Raw genomic sequence first — 21,987 nt, forward strand, 5'->3', positions numbered from 1 at the left:
CTTTTGCTTTCAAACATAACGTCTGTTCCAAGGAAACTTGCTTTTGACCCGTGGTGACCGGTGCATCTTTCACACGAAGTACTTCGGTTCGACAGTATAAAAGGATTGAGTTACAGGAGGCAATGTCCTGACCAGGGGGGATGTTGTTGCAGTACATCACTCAATGAGGATAAAAATATGGAACATAGTTTTATTCGCCGGTTTAACCAACGGCGAATCATTCCTCTTATAGCAAGCGCCCTGACATGTACGTTAGGAGCAGGTGGGACAATGGCTGCACAGGGCCCAGGTTTGGGCAATTTGCAGTATTCGTCGTCGGAAGTATTTACCCAGGTTTCAACCCCGTCGGTGGACGATACCACCGGGCTTCTTCCACCGGATTACCCGGGAAGAAAGCACTTCGGTGTGAATGTCATGACCATGTTAAATGGTTATATGATTGGCGTATTTGCACCGGACAGCGGGGGCGGTCCCGGCGGCTGGATAGCCCTTGATGCCTCCAATCCACGTAACCTCCAGCTCGTTAAGATGGTCTACGAGCCGGATACCAGTAATGCCCACCGGACCGGTGACGGTCTCCGGACTGCAGAGTTTCGCGAACCACACTCTTTCGGGTTGGGCGAAAACAACCACATTGCCATCCAGACCGGCAAGGGTATAGAGATCTGGGACTGGTCAGATGTAAATAACCCCATCCAGGTCAGTAAGCTCGCCATTTCCGGGGTGAATTTCGGGGACTATAACAACGTTTCCTGGCAGCTTTTCTGGCAGGCTCCTTACCTGTATGTCTCCCGTGGTAATGCGGGGCTTACTATCGTCAACACCTCTGATGTCAGTAATCCATACGTTGAAAAAACTGTCCCGACCAGCCAATTAGGCGGCTTCAACGTTGGACCGGTATTCGCGCTGGGTAACGAGCTCTACCTTTCCAGCATGGAAACCACAGCAGGCTTTTCGATCCTCAATATCGATGATCCGTTGACCCCTTTGCTGGTTAAAACGGTTTCCCGCTTGCCTGAACGCTATTACTCCTCCTGTTGGGACGGAACCAAAGCCTATTTCGGGGCGCGTTCTGCAGGAGACAGCCTGCGTATTTATGACACCACCTCCAACCCAATGGCATTGCTCAGTGATAGCGAGAGCGGCTTTGTAAACCTGTACTGTAATGTCCAGGATGACAAATTGTTCCTTGGCAACCAGGACGATATTTCGGTTCTGGATGTTGGTGATCTGAACAATATTTCAATTGATGGTACAGGCTCACTGGATGCTACTAGTTCGAATACCGACCACGGCCAGGTCTTTGCCTTTGGTAATACCGTTTGGGTGGGTAACGACCACGGCAGCGGCAGTGGGCTGATTGCACGCCAGACTTCGCCAGACAATACGCCACCGCAGGTCGTGCGGACAATGCCTGGAAGCACTGCTACCCATCAGGCAAGAACTTCCCGTGTTGGTGTTGCGTTGTCAGACAGCGTGCTGATGGATTCGGTGAACAGCAATACATTCAAAGTGACAAAAATCGGAAGTTCGACGCCGGTCAGTGGTACCTATAGTGTGAACCTTGGCTTTGTCCATTTCACGCCGGATTCCCAGTTTGACGCTGACGGCATTTACTCGGTTACTTTGAATGGGATTAAGGACTTTGCCGGGAACGCAATGCCGGAGTACACCTGGTCATTTTCAACCGGTGATACAGCTGGGCATACTGTTTCCTCAAGCGTACCCAACACAGTGCAAGTTGGGCAGAGCTTTGGGGTTTCAGCCTCATCCAGCCCGATTAATAACGGAACCATTGAGTATTCCTGGGACTTTGGTGACGGCAGCACACCGACTGCGTTCAGTACCAACAGTTCGGCCAGTCATACCTACACCACTCCAGGCCACTGGACGCCGATCGTCACGATCCGTGAATCCGGCTTCAAGACTACCCAGCCATCTGATGTAACGGCCCATTATCCCGTCACGTCGACAGCGCCGGTATCTGCCTCATCTATCGTAGTTGCCGGTAGCCGGGTCGTGTCAGTGAACGAGGACAACGACACCGTCACGGCGATTTCTGCCAATGCGCCTTATGGCAAGCTTTGGGAAACCAAAGTTGCTGAGCGCCCTCGTACTGTTGCAGTTGCTCCAAATGGCAATATCTGGGCAACCGCTCAGGATGGAGATGCAATTTCAGTATTGTCACCAACCGGCACACGTCTGTCTGATATTTCTCTGCCAAGGGCTTCCCAGCCTCACGGCATTGCGTTTGCACCGGATGGCTCAGCCGCCTATGTTACGCTTCAGGCAACCGGGGAATTGCTCAAGTTGAACCCGACCAACGGGGCGATCCTTGATCGGGTAACAGTGGGACATTCAGCCCGTGGCCTTGCCATTGACAGCGATTCTGGTGTAGCACTGGTGACGCGCTTTATATCACCACAGACCCATGCTGAGGTTATCGAGGTCGATATCGGCACTATGACGGTTAGTGACACCATCAATCTGGCAAAAGACACGACCACGATTGACGGCCCGGATCGCAGCCGGGGTTTGCCAAACTACCTGAATTCGGTCACCATTTCGCCAGATGGCCGTACTGCCTGGGTGCCGTCCAACAAAACCAATGTTGACCGCGGTGCCTTTAACGAGAACCGGGCAATCACCTTTGAAACAACGGTTAGGGCGATTCTGTCCCAGATCAACTTGCAAACCGGGCAGGAAATCCCGGCTAACCAGCTTGATATGGATAACCGGGCACAACCTAAAGCGGTGGCCTTCAGTACGCTGGGTGATTACACCTATACAGCCATTGAAGGGCAAAACAGCGTTGAAATCCGTGATGCATACAGCCGCAACCGGGTGAATGAGCTGGTTGAAGTGGGTCAGGCTCCCATTGGCCTGGTTCGCTCCGGAGACAAACTGTTTGTACACGGTTTCCTGTCTCGCAGCATCTCAGTGTTCGACGTGTCTGACTTTGAGCAAAACGGCGGTGACATCCAGCGCCTTGCTGAAACGTCTACAGTCGCCAATGAAAAGCTGCACCCTCGGGTGCTGGCAGGTAAGCAAATCTTCCACAACGCAGCGGATGCCCGCATGACCCAGGACGGATACTTGTCTTGTGCCAGCTGTCACGCCGGAGGCGATTCTGACGGCCGGGTATGGGACTTTACTGACCGTGGTGAAGGCCTGCGTAATACCATAGCGCTGCTGGGGCGCGCCGGTATGGGTAACGGACGTGTCCACTGGACAGCGAACTTTGATGAAATCCATGACTTCGAGAACGATATCCGCTTTGGTTTCGGCGGTCGCGGCTTCATCCCTGATCCGCTGTTTGATAATGTCAAAGATCCTCTCGGTAATTCGAAAGCAGGTATCAGTGATGATCTGGACAACCTCTCGTTCTACGTGTCGAGCCTGACGGAATACCCGCGCAGCCCGAAACGAAACCAGAACGGCACGCTGACTACAGATGCACAGGCTGGTGCTGCTCTGTTTACCCAGAAAGGCTGTGCAGGTTGCCACTCCGGTGATTTCTACACGGATACCTTGCGCCACGATGTCGGCACCATCCAGTCCTCCTCCGGCCAGGGAATTTCCCAGCCGCTGGGTGGTGTTGGCTTTGATACCCCAACCCTGATTGGGCTGGTGGATTCTGCGCCGTATTTCCACAACGGGCAGGCGGCAACCCTGGATGTTGTTCTTCAGACCGGTTCCCAGCATACCGTCAGTAACGCGACTGAACGCGCCCAACTGGTGGCTTACCTGGAGCAAATCGAATATGAAGGGCCTGAAATTGTTGCCCCAGCACCGCCACCGGCTCCGTCTTATGACTATCTGAGCGACCTTACTGAAATTTCTTCAACCAATCAGTGGGGACCGGTTGAGAAAGACCAGAGTAATGGTGAGCAGGGTACAGGCGACGGATCGACCATCCGTATTGACGGTACCAGCTATGAAAAAGGCTTGGGTGTCCATGCGTATTCCGAAGTGGTGTACAGCCTGACCGGGAAAGACTACGACCAGTTCAGTGCCATTATTGGTGTGGATGATGAGACTGGTGATTCTGGCTCGGTTGTGTTTGAAGTCTATATAGATGATGCCCTCAGCTACCAAAGCAGTGTATTGCGAGGAAGTGGTCCTGCCGATGCCGTTATTCTGCCGCTGACATCTTCAAACAGCTCGCTCAAGCTGGTGGTGAAAGATGGTGGAGATGGTGTAGGCCATGACCATGCAGACTGGGCCGATGCGAAGTTGCGAGTGAAGTCTGCCGGTACCAACCAGCCGGGTCTTTATTACGGTGAGGTAAGTGGCAACATCAATATTACTGATGCCAACCCTAAAACCTCAGTGACTACAAACCTCAGCGAAACCGAGGATGCAATTGGGGGCTATACCACTGAGATCTACACCGGTTACATCTATGATGCTGACGGTAACATTTCGTTCCGTGAGTATATTGATGACAAAACCCGATTGTGGATTGATGGCGAACTGGTGCTTTCCAGCGATATCTGGGATGACATCCAGTCGACGGGCAACCTGAACCTGTCTCCGGGCTGGCACGCCTTTGAGCTGCGGATCAGTAATGGAAATGGTGGTAGTGGCCCGACATCCGGTATTGGCTTTGCATTTGACCCGAATGGAGGAACCAACTGGCAGCATCCGGAAGATCCGGGTGACGGCAGCCTGTTCCGTACAGTTAACCCTGGTTCGGGCACAACGCAGTATGTTTATGCCAGTGACCTTACCGAAGTTTCCTCCACCAACGGTTGGGGCAGCATTGAGAAAGACCGTTCTAATGGTGAACAGGGGGACAATGACGGAGGTACGCTGACCATTGCCGGCAATACCTTTGATAAAGGTCTGGGTGTGCATGCCACTTCCGAGGTGGTGTACCAGTTTACTGCCGGGTCTTACGACCAGTTTACGTCTGCTATCGGTATTGATGATGAAGTGGGAGACGCCGGTTCGGTCATCTTCAAAGTCTTTATCGACGGTGTAGAGGCATACCAGAGCGGTGTCATTCGCGGTGCTGACGGTGCGGAGAGTGTGATCGTATCTATCCCGGCATCTGCCACTGAGTTGAAGCTGGAAGTCACCGGAGCCGGTGACGGTATCGGCCATGACCATGCAGATTGGGCGGATGCCAAGTTCCGGGTAGGGACCGGCGGTTCTGGTGGTACTACTCGCCAGTACGACTATGCCAGCGATCTTTCCGAGAGCTCTTCAACCAATGGTTGGGGACCCATCGAAAAAGACCGCTCCAATGGTGAACAAGGTGCAACCGATGGTAACACGATAACCATCGGCGGGCAGATCTACACTAAAGGCCTGGGTGTACATGCGGTATCCAGCGTTGTCTACGACTTCGCTGCCGGTACCTACGACCTGTTTACGGCGGATATCGGTATCGATGACGAAGTCGGCAGCCAGGGAACGGTGGTCTTTGTGGTCAGTGTAGGCGGTTCAGAAGTCTACCGCAGTGGTACGATCGGTGGTGCTGATGGTGCGACACAAGTTTCCGTTGCTGTACCCAGCAATGCAACCCAACTGACACTTTCAGTCGAAAGTGCCGGAGATGGTGTCGGCCATGATCATGCTGACTGGGCTGATGCCAAATTCCGGCGAGCTCTTTAATTTGTAGAACCCAATCAAAGCAGGCGGGAAACCGCCTGCTTTTCTTTTATGTACGCATTAAATGAGGAAAAGGATGACCATTTCGACTGCCTCAATGGAGGTGCTTCACGCCACTTCTGCCGTAATTGGGGAATCGCCGTTGTTCCATGATGGGGAATTGGTTTGGGTGGATGCTGAAGGAAAGCGCGTGTATCTGGCGAAAATCCGGGAGTCCGCGAACCCTGATATTGTCGAGTTCGCACTGCCGGTGCCTGTCAGTGCGATAGCCAGTTCCGGTGTCAACGGATGGATATTGGTATGCAAAAACGGGCTATACCATTGTGACAAGAGGTTTGGCGCTTTACTGTCACTTGGAAACCCGGTTTCAAATCCATCAGATTTACGCCTGAATGACTGTACTGTCAGCCCTGCCGGTGATCTATGGTTCGGATCAATGAATGGTGCTGATTTGGAAGCGCCGGATGGCGAGATATTTATCCTGCACAGGAATACGCTGAAAATCGAGAAGTTGGATGTGGGCTTTTCTGTGTCTAACGGCATCAGTTTTGATAAGGACAGGCGTCGGGTATATATCACCAATATGTTTAAACGACAGGTTTTCGTTTATCAACTTGAAGCGGATTTTCGAACCGTTCGCTCGAAAGAGGTGTTCCTGGAACTGCCGGAGCAAGAGGGTTACCCAGACGGACTGAAAACGGATTCTGAGGGAAATCTCTATGTTTGCCATTGGGACGCCGGGTTAATCAGTATCTGGAATCCCCAAGGGGACAACGTGCAAAAACTGAAGTTACCAGTAAAACACGCTACGCGTTGTACCTTTGGTGGGTCTGAGTTACGGGACTTATACGTAACAAGCGGGAATTACGAAATGTCTGATGAAGAGAAGCATGCACAGCCTCTTTCTGGCCAGACATTGAGGATAGACAGCTCCATTTCCGGTGTTGCAGATAATGTATTTGGGATGGATCAGTAATCTGAGCGGATAAAAAAGCCGCGACTGAGCGCGGCTTTCTTTCCGTGTAAATCAGCTTTTCAGTTGTTGCCAGTACTTATCGTAAATAGCAACAGCGGGACCCACATCGTTGGTGAATTCACCTTTCGCCATATCTTCTTCAGTTGGGAAGATCATGGTGTCATTGCGAACCTCTTCACTAAGGTGTTCTTTGGCACGCTTGCTTGGTGCTGGGTAGCCAAGCTCTTCAACCATGGCAGCCTGGTTTTCAGGGCGGTACATAAAGTCGATGAACTTATGGGCCAGGTCTTTGTTTTCCGCATTCTTAGGAATAATGAAGTTGTCCATCCACAGGATTGAACCTTCTTCCGGATAAACGAAGCCAATGCTGTCCATTTCCTGACGGGCAGTATATGCGTTGCCATTCCACTGCTGGCCAACAGATACTTCGCCGGTAACAAAAGGAACGTGCGGTGCATCAGAGTTGTAAACAACGACGTTCGGCTTCAGGGCAACCAGCTTTTCGAAGGCTTCTTTGATTTCAGCTTCATTGGTTGTATTGATACTGTAACCCAGAGACTTGAGCGCCATGCCAAACACGTCGCGCACATCATCCAACAGCATTACCTGGCCAACAAACTCTTCGCGCCACAGGTCACTCCATTTGGCTACCTTGCTGGCGTCTACCATCTCGCCGTTGTAGCTGATGCCGGTTACACCCCAGACATAAGGCAGGGAATAATCGTTTTTCGGATCAAACGGCTGATTTAACAGTGAAGGATAAATGTCCTTCAGATTTGGGATCTTACTATGGTCGATCTTGGCAAGCATATCTGCTTTAGCCATACGATCGATGAAATACGTAGATGCAAAAGCCAAGTCATAGCCGCTGCTGTTGAGCAGTTTCAGCTTGGTGTATAGGGCTTCATTGCTGTCAAACGATGAGTAATTGACTGTGACGTCATACTCTTTTTCAAAGTTTTTAATCACTTCCATGGGCATATATTCAGCCCAGTTGTACAGATTCAACACCTTATCTGAAGCGGATGCAGTCATTGAAACTGTTGCAGCCAGTGCAACAGCAGTTACCGCTACCCCTTTAAACATTTTCTCCATTAACCTCGCCTTAAGTAATAGTGTGCCGAAGCGAAAGAATGCGCATAATAGAGTAAAATCTCATCAAATCAAATGATATCTATATTATTTTATATCACTGATTTTCATTAGCATTTTCCACTGGAAATGGTGCGATATATAGTGATGAAGATCTGTTTTTTGTGAGATGGTAATTGACATTATCTTCTGTGCGTCGCCCGTTTTCTGTCTCGAAATGGAAGCTTTCCTGGCAGGTCATTCCTCATTCGGCAAACCCGCCTGACAAAGTGTAATGAAGTCGTTTGGCTATAACTCATTGCGCGGTCTGGAAGGTTGTAATCATCCCTGTCCATAATGCATATTTTAAAGTCAGCCTTGTTGGAACAAAAAACTGCGTCTTTGGGGTGTTTGGATAATGACAATGGATTTGTTTAACCATTCCCACCACTGGATAGAGATTGATGATGGTCTTCTGCTTTGGCATCCAGGCTTTATTGCAGGGCCGGAGGCAGATGCTCTGTTTGACACTTTATCTACTTCGCTAAACTGGCGACAGCTTCCTGTGTGGATGTTTGGAAAACTGGTTGACCAACCCCGGTTGATGGATTGGTATGGGGATGAGCCCTATAGCTATTCAGGACTTTCACTAGAAGCAAAAACAACCCCTCTTATATTAAGGGCGCTGAAAGAGCGCTGCGAAGATGCGTGCGGATTTCAGTTCAACAGTGTTTTGGCAAATTTGTATCGTAGTGGGGAAGACTACATGGGATGGCACAAAGACAATGAAGCAGAACTTGGTCAGCAACCGGTTGTTGCCTCAGTCAGCTTAGGGGCAACCCGCAAGTTTTCCTTCAAACATGACATTACCGGTAAAAAGATAGACTTTTCGCTGTCACATGGGGATCTTTTAGTGATGGCAGGGAAAACACAACAGTTCTGGAAGCATGCATTACCGAAAACCAAGCGGGTTCATTCCCCACGGATAAACCTGACATTTCGTAATATCAAACGAAAAGCTGATTGATTTGCAACCCATCTGGCGTTTTATTATTTATTTTGACTAATTTGCGTTCGAACGATTCGGTATTTTGCAAAACAGTGTTGACTCGATCACGTTAATCCGTAGAATGCGCAGCGTACCGGGGCGATGGGGAACTTCTTCAGAGCAACGGAGCGAAAGAGAAAGAAACAAAGGCGCGTTGGCAGAGTGGCTATGCAGCGGATTGCAAATCCGTGGACCTCGGTTCGACTCCGGGACGCGCCTCCATTCTCTTCAGTCGCGGGATGGAGCAGCTTGGTAGCTCGTCGGGCTCATAACCCGAAGGTCGTTGGTTCAAATCCAGCTCCCGCAACCACTTTCCACATCGATTTGAGTGGTAGTGTTATTCATAACCCTCAGGCCGTTGCAGCGTGGCTGGCAGTTAAATCCTGCTCCCGCAACCATTTGCGACACTAGCTCAGTTGGTAGAGCGCAACCTTGCCAAGGTTGAGGTCACGAGTTCGAACCTCGTGTGTCGCTCCAAATTGACAGCTTTCATCGAGCTTTATCGATGACATCCGGACGCGGGATGGAGCAGCTTGGTAGCTCGTCGGGCTCATAACCCGAAGGTCGTTGGTTCAAATCCAGCTCCCGCAACCACTTGCGACACTAGCTCAGTTGGTAGAGCGCAACCTTGCCAAGGTTGAGGTCACGAGTTCGAACCTCGTGTGTCGCTCCAAATTGATAGCTTTCATCGAGCTTTATCGATGACATCCGGACGCGGGATGGAGCAGCTTGGTAGCTCGTCGGGCTCATAACCCGAAGGTCGTAGGTTCAAATCCTGCTCCCGCAACCACTTTCCACATCGACTTGAGTGGTGTGTTATTCATAACCCTCAGGCCGTTGCAGCGTGGCTGGCAGTTAAATCCTGCTCCCGCAACCACATTTTGAAAGCCCTGATGATTAACGCCATCAGGGCTTTTCTGCATCTGAGGTTTTTATATTCATAACCCTCAGGCCTTTGCAGCGTGGCTGGCAGTTAAATCCTGCTCCCGCAACCACTTTCTGAAATCCCTGATAACCCAGTTGTCAGGGCTTTTCTACATATGCGGTTTATGTATTTATAACCCTCAGGCCATTGCAGCGTGGCTGGCAGTTAAATCCAGCTCCGCAGCCACATTCTGAACGCCCTGATGATTAACATCGTCAGGGCGTTTCTGCATCTTGGGATTGTATTTTCGTAGCCATCAGGATTTTGGAAGGGTTTTCTGGGCCAGAATTCAACTGCTGCAACCAACATCAAAAATCGACAGACTCTGTATTTGTCGCTCTTTTAAGGATGAAATTGGTAGCTAGTCTTAGGGGGATCAGGAAAAGAACGACACCGAACGGGAAGGGTGTTGTTCCTGCGAAGGAAGAAGTCTTGTGATGCCAATCGGACTGGTTCATTGTTCATTCTGACTGACCAAGGGATTTATCCAATTTTTATGTCTTCAATTCCTGATAAAAAAATCGCGGCCTTTAAGCCGCGATTTCAAAGAATTGCAATTTAGGGGTGCTGAACTGGTCCGGTTTCAATCGGGTTTGATTTGTCCTCACTCCATTCATACCACCCACCGTCAAACAGACTGAGATTGTCCCAACCCATTACATAAGCATAAAACAGAGCTTCTGATGCCCGCCATCCGGTACCGCAGTAAAAAGCAGTTTTCTGTGAAGGTAAAATTCCCCACTTTTTCCAAAACTGCTCTATGAGTGCAGGGGATTTCATTGTCCCGTCCGGATTCAGGTAATCGTTAATATCGTTAGAGCCAGCGCCGGCATGACCCCATTTAGAGCCAGGGATCCGTCCTTTGGATGGAATATAATCATAGCCACTGGTTTTACCGGTGTACTCATCCATGGTCCGTACACTGACCAGTGAATGTGTACTCGGGTCGTTGGCGTATTTGCGTGCTTCCTGCATATTAATAATGAGGTCAGGTTTGGCGGGTATTTTTTCATCAAACGTTACAGGTTCAGCTTCGTTCATGAATGATTCCACCGGGTAACCGGCATTCATCCAAGCCTTCCATCCGCCATTAAGCAAACGTACATCTTTTACCCCTGCGTACATCATCAGTACTGCAGCACGGGCTGCGGCGAGGTTATTGCGCCCGTACAAGATCACTGTGGTATCAGAGGTGATCCCAAGATTTTCAATAACATGTTTCAGGTCTTTGTCACTGACATGGTTCCAGAGTGGTTCCTCTTCAATGTCATTGGTATTGAGGTAAAGAGCCCCGGGAATATGAGACGCGAGATATTTAGTTGGTGGTCCCCAGGCCACTTCTACGACTTTATAGCCATTTCGAGGCTTGTTTTCCGTACTTTTGCCATCATTTAGGTCTTTAATCCACCAAGCTGGTACCAACTGTTGATAGCGCGCAAGATGGATGAGCGGTTTGGGATACGCATTGACTGGCTGATCTATGGTGTGGATTTCCTCGAAACCTGCTTTTTTTAGTGAACTTGCCAGTATTTTATTGCCCGTCTTACTGCCATAAATCCAAGTGGGCAAATGTTTATCTAGGCTGTTATCTTTCAGAAGAGTGCTAAATGACTGCCCAGGTAGTGTTTTTAACCAACTTGCATCAATGTTTACGGCTCCCTGAATATGGCCGGAAGATTCCGCTGGTGTCCCAGCCCATCCATTGAAGGCGTTACTGTCACGGCTGTCGATAACCTGATAGGGGGACTGTTGCTGTGCAAGAAAATCTGAAAAGGTAGAGGCATTAGCGGACATGCTGATCACCATAAGTGAACAGGCAAGAAGTTGCTTTAACATAGGGAAAATAAACATCCAATGGCGTCCCCGGTTCAATAGCGGGGCTCAAATAAGGTGCTGACATTATAATAGAAACCATGAATAGTTGATGATGATTTAAAGCAAAAGTTGATTTACCCGGCCTCACGAATTCTTTATTTGCCTTACAAATAACCGGCTTGGTGAAAAGTTTGTTACCAATGCCGTACCGGTTATGACAATAACAGTCCCTGCCAGCGTGTGCCAGCCTACAATTTCGTTCAATACCAGCCATCCCCAGAAAACACCAAAGACAGGAACCAGAAAGGTGACGGTCAGTGCAGAGGCAGCGCCAATGTCTTCCATTAGCCTGAAATAAATCAGGTAGGCAAAGCCGGTACACACCACCCCGAGTGTGATGACAGACGCAGAGAGTTCGATGGTGATTTGCGAGGGGGCAGATGACATCAAAGCCAACGGCAACACCATCAATGAAGCCGCCCACATACTTCCGTGGGCATTATCAAATGAGGATAGCTGAGACTTGCTGGAATCATTAGAGGCCTGCCTGAATGATGCGTAATTGGCGGCAATACCGTAGGAAAAAGCAGCTCCTATACATGCAGCCAATGCAACTCCGGCTCCAGGTTCCAATGTAATTGCATCAAATCCTACCAATACACTGACGCCAAATACGCCAAGACACAGACCAAGGATCATTTTTGCCGTCAAAGTGCCCGGCCTCCTTGCCGAAGATATTAAAGCACCCCAAATAGGGGAGGTAGCATTGAGAATTGCCATAAGAGACGCTGAAACAGTCTGTGCAGCAAAAGCGAAAAGCAGAAACGGAAGGGCAGAATTGAAGAAGCCCAGAACAAGAAAGTGTGGCCAATGTTCCCGAAGTGGCAATTTCTTTCGCAAGTAAAGTGCCACTGCGACCAGAAACAGCGCGGCTGAAAACAACCGTAGTTCAATCAAAATAGCTGGCCCCAATGCAGGTGCCCCTATTCGCATAAAAAGAAAAGATGCCCCCCAAATGGCAGACAGAAACAGTAACTGGCGCAGACTTGCAGTATCCATTATCAATCTCCTCGCTTTGCGCCAAGTTTGCCTGAATTCTGACAGGCACTCCGGACGAAATCGGAAGTCCAATTACATTAAATTAGTAGGACACCTTGTATTCCTGATGTGTAATGATTCGCCGTTTCGCTTGATTTACATGCAATTCGAAGCAAATGAAAGCAGTTGAACGCAATTTATAATGATTTCAGTTGCCTTAACGCAAGGGAGGAGCTATGATTCACCGCGTTAGGAGGGATGGCTGAGCGGTTGAAAGCACCGGTCTTGAAAACCGGCATACGTTAATAGCGTATCTAGGGTTCAAATCCCTATCCCTCCGCCACTTTGTGATGAAAACGGGAGCCGAGAAGTCGGTTCCCGTTTTTGCGTTTGCAATTAAGTATAAAACAGCCATATTAGATCCTTCGAATATCAGCTTTTTTGCTGCGTCTACCACCTTTACACTCATAACTGTAGCAAGCATGAGCTGCTTCAATGCCTCATTATCTATCTGTTGCAAGTACCCCTGTAAGGCTGCGGCGACCTCTACTAACCTCGCTTCACCAAAGTTTCTCACTGGAAGGTTTATTTTCACTGTTAATTTAGCCATTTCAGCCTCAAGAATATCTAATTGAGTAGATAGATCTGTTATAGTTTTATTGATTCTTGCATCTGGTTCTAAGTCTCCGTCGGCAATCATAGTGATTAGACGGCTGTGACGCATTTCTAAATTGTTTATTTTTTTGGAAAGCTTTGTTTTTTCAAACGACAACAGTTTACTAGTCTCCTTAAGGCGTTGCTTCGCCTGATAACAAATGGATCTCAGGTGAGCCTCTGTCAATAATTCATTAATAAATCTATCCTTTACTAAAAGTTCTACTTTATCTCTTCTTATTCTTTTAGAGGTGCACGAGTCTGGCGCATGTCTAACCTGTTTGCTGCATTGGTAATAACTGTACTTGCCAGTTTTACCGCTTGTAACAACCATACTTGCACCGCAAACACCGCACTTTAATAATCCAGTTAATAAACACTTAGACCTAATTCTTCTTGACTCATCTGCAAATATATCTCGCGATTTTAATCCCTCTTGAACATTATGAAACTGTTCCTTAGATATAATACTTGGTATATTAACTACAATAGGCTCACTATCACTAGAGTTATAAATGAACTCTCCAATATAAGATCTATTATTCAAAATTCTACATACAGAGTTACGGTTCCACTTTGCGCCTCTTCGAAAAGATTTTTTTTTGTTCAACATCTCAGCAATAGATTTTACTCCAAGTGGTTTACCATTAACTCCTTTTTCAGATAGATGGAATATTTCTATTACTAATTCAGCTTCTTCTTGTAGTATCTGTAGCTTTTTCCTAGACTTAGACGTCACACCAGAGACTGTAACAGAGTGATAACCAAACGGAATTGGCCCACCTGTGAAATATTGTTTTAACGCTGTATCCCTCAACCTATCTCGAACTACCTTGCCATTTTGCATACTTGAATGTTCGTTCATCAGGCCTAGGATTGAAGACATTACATAGCTGTCTTCATAGCTTTCGGGCAAAGCTTCTGTTGCAGAAATCAGACGTATTTTTTTCCTCTGTAATACCTTGGTAGCTTCTAATTGATTCAATAAATTTCTACTGAAACGCGATAGAGAATAGACTATTAATCCGTCTACTTTAACGATATCATTTTCAAGTTCTTGTAGCATTAGGTCAAAATTATTCCTCTTACCTTTATATGCACTAACACCATCATCTATGTACCATTTAATTATATTGCCTCCTCGTTCAGTGACCCATGTGGTTATAGATTTTCTTTGTCCATCAATTGAATCGCCTTTCTCTTTTTGATTGTATGAAGAAATTCGTAGGTACGCCACATATTTCATCACAAGCCTCCTTAATGAATATATTTTCCATATACTGAGCAATGGAAATAAATCATTTTATCAATAATTAATTCTGGTATTAGATCAACATTGATTTCAATTTCAATTTCAATTTCAATTTCAACTAGAGCAATTTTGATATTATTCATATTCAGCATCCTGTGACGATAATTAGAGTACTCTTTAATGAAAGACCAATTATTAGTTTTGTCAAATTGAGGGAAGCTCATGAGCTATGGAGGTAAAAGTACGGTATAATAGTGACGCGAAAATAATTAATACTTTAAAAAAAGTTTTAATTCTAAAAAGTAATTGAATGTTATCTAGTAATTAAAATTACATAATTCGCATATTGCTACAAAATTAAATAATTTAAATCTGACTGTCTTTATGTTGCCACTATTCATGTGTTAAATAGGATTTTTCTTATTACATCATGATATATAATTATCATTATTTAAAATTAAACAATATAAAAATAAACACAATAAACCCATTCATTGACTTAGTAATTACTACTATAGTGGTGGTGAAAGGCATTTTTCTATGCAGTTCTCTTGGATGCTCCAAATCACTCGGGACGACAGTTTGGTATGGCGTTGTTGACTAAATCCGTTGAACCTTTCCTCAATCCTGTGATCTGATCCCATGTAGTAGAAACATGGTGATGTTGTGTACAAGTCGAAGAAGATAACAAATTAGAGTGAGTATAATGAAGCCTTTTGCAAACGAGGTTCAGTAACATTTTGGATTGACGACTCAGCCGTTGATGTCGATACACATGATGTGATTAGCACAGAAGTCAGCCTCGTCAATGTTGGTGATAGTGAAGCTCTCTCAACATTATTGTATCCACTTCGTAGAAAGGTTCGTTCTGTATCAGTTGACGGTGCTTATGACACGAAGAAGTGTCATGAAGTATTGCAGGCTAAGGGCTGCAAACCTCTTATACCTCCCAGAAAAAATGCTGGTTACAGGGAAAAGGGGAACCCTAGAAATGAAGTGGTAGATGCACTTAAAAATGGTACGCTAGCTCAGTGGAAAACTAACTCTGGCTCTCATGAGCGTTCGATCTCTGAGACAGTAATGTCTCGATATAAAGGACTGACGAGCGGTACATTGAGCTTGAGATGTTATAATGCTCAAGTTGGCGAAGCGTTGGCAAACGTCAAAGCAATGAACAAAGTCCTAGGGCTAGGTATGCCTATTGGAAACTAATAGGTAGGTTCCGTAGGATAGCTACGCTCTTTACCTGATTTGATCAACAATGCCTAGCACATATGACAAAGGCAAGGTATCACCCTTGCCTTTGTCATTACTTATACCAACCGTCAGCAAGCACTTCAGCTTGCTCAAGAACAAGCTTGATAGCGGCTTCAGCAGCGTCTGGCGGGTACTTCCAGCGGCGCAGCAGTCGACGAACTAAATTACGCATACGAGCACGAACGCTTTCCCGTTTCTGCCAGTCAACAGTAGCGGATTTTCTAAGCTGCTGAGTTAACTCAATCGCAAGGTTACGCAAAGCATCATCACCAAGCTCACGTACAGAGGACTCGTTCTCTACAAGTGCGCGATAGAACGCCATTTCATCGACTGAAAGGTTCAGCTTATCTAGCATCTCTGCATCCGCCTGCATCTCTTTCGCCCATTTGATCAGTTCTTCAATGACTTGAGCGGTTTCGATGCTACGGTTGTGGTACTTGTTCAGTGTTGTCAGGATGCGGTCGGAGTATTTCTTCTCCTGCACCACGTCATTCTTCATCCGTGCTTTGACTTCATCGCGCAACAGTTTCTCAAGCAGCTCAACAGCAAGGTTCTTTTCTTTCATGTTCTTAACGTCTTCCAAGAACTCTTCAGAAAGCAAGCCGATATTAGGCTTATCAAGACCAACCATAGAGAAAATGTCATCGACGCCATCAGCAATCACAGCATTGTCGAGAATCTGCTTTAGAGCGGTATTGCGCTCTTCATCCGTACGCTTCTTGTCGACGGTTGAATGCTTCATGAATGCCGTTTTAATTGCAGAGTAGAAGGCGATTTCGTTCTTGTAACCACGCGTCTCATCCATGGTGTTACACAGCGAATAAGCTTTGCTGAGTGCAGCCATCACATCGAGAAATCGACGTTTGCCATCGCGAACTTCTTTGCCTTTGCTATCCGTATGCGACAAACCCGATAAATGGTTCACAGCTCCCGGCAGTAAACGCAACGCATCCGTTTCAAAGTCAGGTCGATAGTTGAAGACATTTCCATCAACAGGGGTTGCGAACATCCCTCGGATAATATCCACCTTTTCCATCAACACAGCGAAAGCTTCTGCTGTATCAACGGTCGGCTGGCCTTTACCTTGGCTGTTAGTGTAGGTTTTAAGTGCGTTTTTAAGTTCGTTAGCGATACCGATATAGTCAACGACCAGACCGCCCGGTTTATCCCTGAATACACGGTTTACGCGTGCAATAGCCTGCATCAGGTTGTGACCTTTCATCGGCTTATCGACATACATGGTATGACAACACGGCGCATCAAAGCCTGTTAGCCACATATCACGCACAATCACCAATTGAAGTTCATCTTGCGTATCTTTGTATCGAGCTTCAAAAAGCTTCTTAGTTTTCTTATCATGGATGTGCGGCTGCATCTTCGCTTTGTCAGACGCACTGCCTGTCATGACAATCTTGATTGCGCCTTTTGCGGGATCGTCGTTGTGCCATTCTGGTTTGATGGCAACAATCGCATTGTAGAGGTCGACGCATATTTCACGGCTCATCGCCACAATCATGGCTTTGCCGGGGAAGGTTTCAGTACGCGTAGTGAAGTGGTTTACCAAGTCCTGAGCTACCTGCTGAATGCGCGGTTCTGCACCAACTAGCTTTTCAAGAGTTGCCCATTGAGATTTGATTTTCTCGCGGCTCGCAGTCTCTTCGTCCTCACCGATTTCATCTTCGACTTGGTCGTTAAGCTGCTCAATCTCTGCTTGATTGATATCCAGTTTGGCTAAACGAGATTCATAGTAGATTGGCACTGTTGCACCATCATCAACTGCATCTTGGATATCATAAATAGAGACGTACTCACCAAACACACCACGAGTATCTTTGTCGTCCATAGCAATGGGTGTTCCTGTAAAACCAATGAACGAGGCATTGGGCAGAGCATCATGCATGTACTTGGAGTAGCCGTAAACATACTTTTGTGAGATGACATTGCCGTTAGCGTCTTTAACATCCACCAACTTCGATTTGTTGCCGTACTGACTGCGATGCGCCTCATCAGATACCACGACGATATTAGAACGAGTCGAAAGTACGGGATGCTCTTTTTCCTCATCTAACAGCGCAAACTTTTGAATAGTGGTAAAAATAATGCCGCCAGACTGACGGTTCAGCAGCAGCTCCCGAAGCGAATCCCTATCATCTGCTTGCTTAGGCATTTGCTTTAACGTTTCGTTAGCCATGCCAAAGGTATTAAATAGCTGACCATCCAGATCATTGCGGTCTGTTACCACGACGATGGTTGGGTTGTTCATCGCTGGCTGTTGCAATAGCTTACTGGCGTAGCAAACCATTGAAATGCTTTTACCACTGCCTTGCGTATGCCAAACCACCCCTGCTTTACCACTGCCGGGTTTGATTTTATCGAAACCTTTTGTTGCTTGAACTTGGTACTGCCCCATGCTTTCAGCAACTAAAGGCAGTTCACCATCAGCTTGTTTCGCTCGTACAGTGGCTTCGACTGCCGCTCGCACTGCATGAAATTGGTGATAACCCGCTATTTTTTTGATGATGGTTTCGTTTTCCGTTTCAAACAAAACAAAATAGCGTATGTAATCAAGCAGTAAATCAGGCTTAAAGAAGCCTTTCACCATGGTTTCGAGTTGGTATTCCCAAAGCGGCTTGTCATCTTCACCAGAAACGGTTTTCCAAGGTAAAAAGCGTTCTTTATTGGCCGTTAGAGAGCCAACACGCGCTGTCCAACCATCACTCACCACTAAAGATTCATTGAAAATGAACAGATCTGGAATTTCATCTTTGTAGGTTTGAAGCTGGTTGTAAGCATGCCAAATGTCTGCATGTTCATCGGCAGGGTTTTTCAGCTCGATAACCGCTATCGGCAAACCATTGATGAACACCACTACATCGGGTCGACGGTTACCTTTTTTACCTGTAATGGTGAACTGATTCACCACCAAAAACTCGTTGTTATCTGAATGAGTAAAATCCATCAAACGAGCATGGGTGTGCTTGGTTTTGGTTTCCCCGTCTTCATACACGGTGTACTCAACAGGAACGCCCTCAATCAGATACTTGTGAAAAGCGCGGTTGCTTTTAATCAGTACAGGGGTATCAGGCGTGCTTACCGTATTGACCACCACATTCAAGCTCTCTTGTGGCAGTTCAGGGTTTAATACTTTCAAGCGTTCAAATAGACGCTGTTTCAGCACGACTTGGTGGTAATCGTCACGTTCAGGTGAATCGCCATCAGGAGCAATATCGTAGCCGTTTTTGTATAGGTAGCCTTGGCTGGTAAACCAATCAAGGCAGAGCTGTTCTAGTTGGTCTTCAGTGATCATGCTTCTTCCTCAAAAGAGAAATTGGCATTCTTCAGTTCTTTGTTGACAGACTTGATATGAGGTTTCACAGCATGTTCAAGCCTGGTCATATTAGTTACTAGCCACTCTGTCATTTCTAACCAACTCTCTCTGTTGTATCCATCAAAGCTCTTTTTAAACTGAACTCGAGCTGCCTTTTTGTTATCTAGGCGCAACCATTCAAGTGAATGACCAAATTGCTCCTCAATTTCACATCTAAGTGAATGAAGAGAGTCAAATATAAATTTGTTTTCAGTGGTATCAGAGCGATTCATTTCGAATTGGACGCGAGCCTCTCGCATGCCAAAAATCAGTGTAAATGGGCATGCCCTGAGACCTGAGCCTGCACTTAACCAATGGTCTTTACTCGCACTTATGTTATTAAAAAGATCGCATTGGCTATTTTTCATTGCATCAAGAGCCTGCTCCCAAAATGCCAATCGAATTTTATGTCGGCTTTTCAATTCGGCTTCTGTACTTTTCTCTTCTGCTTCTTTAGCACTCATTCCAATCATCAGCTCTTTGGCTTCAGGTGTAGGGATGATTTGCTCAACATTGAGAAAAAGTTGTTCACCCATGGCATAAGGTGTCACTTTAAAACACTGCATTTGAATACCGTGGTTTAACAACCACAGTGCTGTACTTGTTACTTCTTTCCTGAAATTTGCTGCGACTAGCATCAAGCGCTGATTTGTCCCCGAATTGAGGACCACTTCGCTTAGATCTGGCTCATCTAAAAATTCACAAAGCGCACTTCTCGCATCTCCGCCGCCACAATGGCGGTTAAGGTACGTTTGAAAAATATCCACAAGTTGAGATTTGGTTAAATTAGAGCAATAAGATGCGTACTTAAGTGCCTGCCATATAACATCTCTCCCGGTGTCATCTAACTTATTTTCAATGATCACTAGGTTTCCATCTTTATCCAATGCGAGTAGGTCGAGCCGCTCCCTCGTATCGTCAAAGCCATCAAACTCTTTCTGAATAATCAGCAACTCTTCACCGAGTGCATCGGGTTGATGGGCAAGCCATTCCTGTAGATGTTCACGTTCTCGAAAACCTAACTCGCTAAATTTTTAGTAATTATTCTTGTAATGCGATTTGAGCTAACGTCAATTTTAAACACGAAAACATCCTTTTTAGCTAACACCTAATATTGCAGCCAATTTCAATATCTATAAAAAAGGGAGTCCCAAAAATGCCCCGAGAACACCAATAGGGCTAATTGGCAAAGCTACATCGGCTACAAGTTCAGCGAATCCTTCGCTCCCAACATCGCTTGCTACAGATTCACCGACATGGCTTACTATTTCCTCAGTTAAAACCTCTGATACAGCTTCATCCAGTGCAACATTATCTATCCCTGAATCAATCACCATGGTGCTATCGAAACTATCAACCACTTCACTGGTGACAATAATTGGTATATCTGGGTTTTCAGCCAATGTCTCATTGATATAAGAAATGCTGTCGGTCGCTTTTAATTGCACTTCAGCCGCAATATCGCCATCACTCATTAATGCAATATCAGAAACAGGATGGTTAGTGGCTTCAAAAAGCATGGCATCGATTCCTTGCTCATTGAGTGCAGTAACAACTTCTTGCTCAAAGACAATACCTTTGATGTTGCTGATATGCCCCGACATAGCGTCGGGGTTAACATCAGCAAAGTAATCAAGGATTTCGTCGTTACTTGCAAGTTCTAACTCGTTATAGCCGCGACGAACAGCATCAAAAACTGAGTTTTGAGCTATCACTGTTGGCGCATTCCAGTTAGATAATCTACTACTTCTTTGTAATTGGAGCTGAGTAGTGGATAAACATAGTGACCATTGATGGTTCTTCTATCCCCATGTTTTGGGGCTTTTGATTTTGCAATATCTCGAGCCGTATTTCCCTTTTGGGTTTCAAACTCGGTGTTTGCTCCAAGCTCAACCAGCTGAATTACAGATTCAAGGTAACCACTACTTGCTGCAACCATCAATGGCGACCAACCATCTTCATTTCTCAAGTCAATATTAGCACCTTTACTATGGAGAAATTCTAATGTTGGCGCTTGGTTATAAGTAGCAGCCCAATTTGCAGCGGTTCTGCCAGTCTTACTCTGAAGATTGACATCTGCACCTTTATCTATCAGCAACGAAATGAGTTCATTTTTTCCATTTTGAGCCAGCAGTGATAGCGCAGGATTTGAATCTTTATTTCTTGCATTCGGATTCGCACCAGCAGTAACGAGCGCTTTGATCATGTCATCATCACCTTTAGTAATGGCGATAATCAGCATCGTTTCTTTATCTTCGTTTTCAACATCTGGATTAACGCCATCAACCAGTAGCTTCTTAGCGATGTTGATGTGCCCATTTTGATACGCTGACAGCATGGCGGCTTCAGAATACTTGGCGCTGAATACGGCACCTTGAGAAAGGAGCTTATCGACTACTTCTAAACGCTGTTTAAAGTAAGCACCCGTTACCGCATTCCAACCATCATTGTTACAGACATCAACAGCCGCTCCGTGCTCAAGCAGAAACTCCACCGCTTTGACTCGACCTTTCATTGATGCCCAAATCAATGGCGTCCAGCCCTTGTCGTTACGGATGTTAACTTCAGCGCCTTTTTCGACCATCAACTCTGCAAGTTCAAAATACTCATTGTCTAAACAAAGCAATAATGCGCTGCTCATATGTTGTGGTCGATAGTTAGGGTTCGCGCCTTTTTGTAACAGTGCTTTAGCAATATCCAAGAAACCCAGTTCAATCGCTAACCGAAGTGGGTTATGCCCTGCATGATTGATATCAAAACCGTCGCTGTTAATGATGTTCTCGGCGAGTGTCGAAAAACCGTTTTTTAAAGCAAGCTCAAATGGCGTTGCTTCTAGTTCTTCAAAGACGGTGCTAACGAACTCTGGCTGTTGTTCAAGTAAATCATTCAATAGCGCTAAATCGCCCGACTCAACAGCACCCAATAATTGTTCAACCATTCGCATTCTCTCCCGCAACATTTAACG

At 46.4% G+C, this 21,987-nt stretch carries 11 protein-coding genes, 7 tRNA genes and 2 pseudogenes; 11 read left to right on the forward strand and 9 right to left on the reverse strand.

Translation table 11 applies throughout. The annotated features are described in order from the left end of the window. Positions 1-177 precede the first annotated feature (177 nt). The gene (locus NF212_RS06870) at positions 178-5,622 is read left to right on the forward strand and encodes an NPCBM/NEW2 domain-containing protein (protein ID WP_434360043.1); all 5,445 of its coding nucleotides are present in this window, start codon (positions 178-180) and stop codon (positions 5,620-5,622) included. 73 nt (positions 5,623-5,695) lie between these two features. Beyond that, positions 5,696-6,595 carry an SMP-30/gluconolactonase/LRE family protein gene (locus tag NF212_RS06875; RefSeq protein ID WP_434360045.1) on the forward strand — a complete coding sequence of 300 codons (900 nt, stop codon included), beginning with the start codon at positions 5,696-5,698 and terminating at the stop codon, positions 6,593-6,595. Positions 6,596-6,646: 51 nt separating this feature from the next. Here the strand turns inward: NF212_RS06875 and NF212_RS06880 are convergent, their stop codons facing one another. Next, positions 6,647-7,690, reverse strand: coding sequence for an ABC transporter substrate-binding protein (locus tag NF212_RS06880; RefSeq protein WP_434360047.1), 1,044 nt, complete (start codon positions 7,688-7,690; stop codon positions 6,647-6,649). A 400-nt stretch (positions 7,691-8,090) separates the two neighbouring features. Between NF212_RS06880 and NF212_RS06885 the strand changes: the two genes are divergently transcribed. From NF212_RS06885 to NF212_RS06915, 7 genes are all read left to right on the forward strand, one after another. Further along, positions 8,091-8,693 carry an alpha-ketoglutarate-dependent dioxygenase AlkB family protein gene (locus NF212_RS06885; protein ID WP_434360844.1) on the forward strand — a complete coding sequence of 201 codons (603 nt, stop codon included), beginning with the start codon at positions 8,091-8,093 and terminating at the stop codon, positions 8,691-8,693. Positions 8,694-8,862: 169 nt separating this feature from the next. After that, positions 8,863-8,936, forward strand: a tRNA-Cys gene (locus tag NF212_RS06890). Positions 8,937-8,947: 11 nt separating this feature from the next. Then, positions 8,948-9,024, forward strand: a tRNA-Met gene (locus tag NF212_RS06895). Between the two features lie 91 nt (positions 9,025-9,115). Then, positions 9,116-9,191 (forward strand) — tRNA-Gly (locus tag NF212_RS06900). 40 nt (positions 9,192-9,231) lie between these two features. After that, a tRNA-Met gene (locus NF212_RS06905) sits at positions 9,232-9,308 on the forward strand. 3 nt (positions 9,309-9,311) lie between these two features. After that, positions 9,312-9,387: transfer RNA gene (locus NF212_RS06910), tRNA-Gly, on the forward strand. A gap of 40 nt (positions 9,388-9,427) precedes the next feature. Continuing rightward, positions 9,428-9,504 (forward strand) — tRNA-Met (locus tag NF212_RS06915). A gap of 693 nt (positions 9,505-10,197) precedes the next feature. On the opposite strand, the gene NF212_RS06920 is transcribed toward NF212_RS06915, so the two are convergent. Continuing rightward, the gene (locus tag NF212_RS06920) at positions 10,198-11,475 is read right to left on the reverse strand and encodes a rhodanese-like domain-containing protein (RefSeq protein WP_434360049.1); all 1,278 of its coding nucleotides are present in this window, start codon (positions 11,473-11,475) and stop codon (positions 10,198-10,200) included. Between the two features lie 123 nt (positions 11,476-11,598). After that, entirely contained in the window at positions 11,599-12,513 is a 915-nt protein-coding gene (locus NF212_RS06925) for a DMT family transporter (RefSeq protein ID WP_434360051.1), read from the reverse strand. Positions 12,514-12,744: 231 nt separating this feature from the next. Here NF212_RS06925 and NF212_RS06930 point away from each other — a divergent pair. Then, positions 12,745-12,835: transfer RNA gene (locus NF212_RS06930), tRNA-Ser, on the forward strand. Positions 12,836-13,360: 525 nt separating this feature from the next. Here NF212_RS06930 and NF212_RS06935 read toward each other — a convergent pair. Beyond that, positions 13,361-14,392 (reverse strand): annotated as a pseudogene (locus tag NF212_RS06935) (recombinase family protein); the annotation flags it as partial. An 11-nt stretch (positions 14,393-14,403) separates the two neighbouring features. Then, entirely contained in the window at positions 14,404-14,541 is a 138-nt protein-coding gene (locus tag NF212_RS06940; RefSeq protein ID WP_434360053.1) for a hypothetical protein, read from the reverse strand. Between the two features lie 613 nt (positions 14,542-15,154). On the opposite strand from NF212_RS06940, the pseudogene NF212_RS06945 reads away from it, so the two are divergent. Continuing rightward, positions 15,155-15,610, forward strand: a pseudogene (locus NF212_RS06945) (IS5 family transposase); the annotation flags it as partial. A 97-nt stretch (positions 15,611-15,707) separates the two neighbouring features. Here the strand turns inward: NF212_RS06945 and NF212_RS06950 are convergent. From NF212_RS06950 to NF212_RS06965, 4 genes are all read right to left on the reverse strand, one after another. Beyond that, positions 15,708-18,962 carry a type I restriction endonuclease subunit R gene (locus NF212_RS06950; protein ID WP_434360055.1) on the reverse strand — a complete coding sequence of 1,085 codons (3,255 nt, stop codon included), beginning with the start codon at positions 18,960-18,962 and terminating at the stop codon, positions 15,708-15,710. Further along, complete coding sequence (locus NF212_RS06955) at positions 18,959-19,975, reverse strand: DUF4268 domain-containing protein (protein ID WP_434360057.1); 1,017 nt, start codon at positions 19,973-19,975, stop codon at positions 18,959-18,961. Before NF212_RS06955 ends, NF212_RS06950 begins: the two co-directional genes overlap by 4 nt. 180 nt (positions 19,976-20,155) lie before the next feature. Continuing rightward, positions 20,156-20,737, reverse strand: a complete 582-nt coding sequence (locus tag NF212_RS06960) for a hypothetical protein (protein ID WP_434360059.1) — start codon at positions 20,735-20,737, stop codon at positions 20,156-20,158. After that, on the reverse strand, positions 20,734-21,960 hold the full coding sequence (locus tag NF212_RS06965) for an ankyrin repeat domain-containing protein (RefSeq protein ID WP_434360061.1): 1,227 nt from the start codon (positions 21,958-21,960) through the stop codon (positions 20,734-20,736). Before NF212_RS06965 ends, NF212_RS06960 begins: the two co-directional genes overlap by 4 nt. Positions 21,961-21,987: the final 27 nt, after the last annotated feature.

The sequence above is a fragment of the Parasalinivibrio latis genome (genome assembly GCF_036825535.1).
In the GTDB taxonomy this organism is placed as follows: Bacteria; Pseudomonadota; Gammaproteobacteria; order Enterobacterales; family Vibrionaceae; genus Parasalinivibrio; species Parasalinivibrio latis.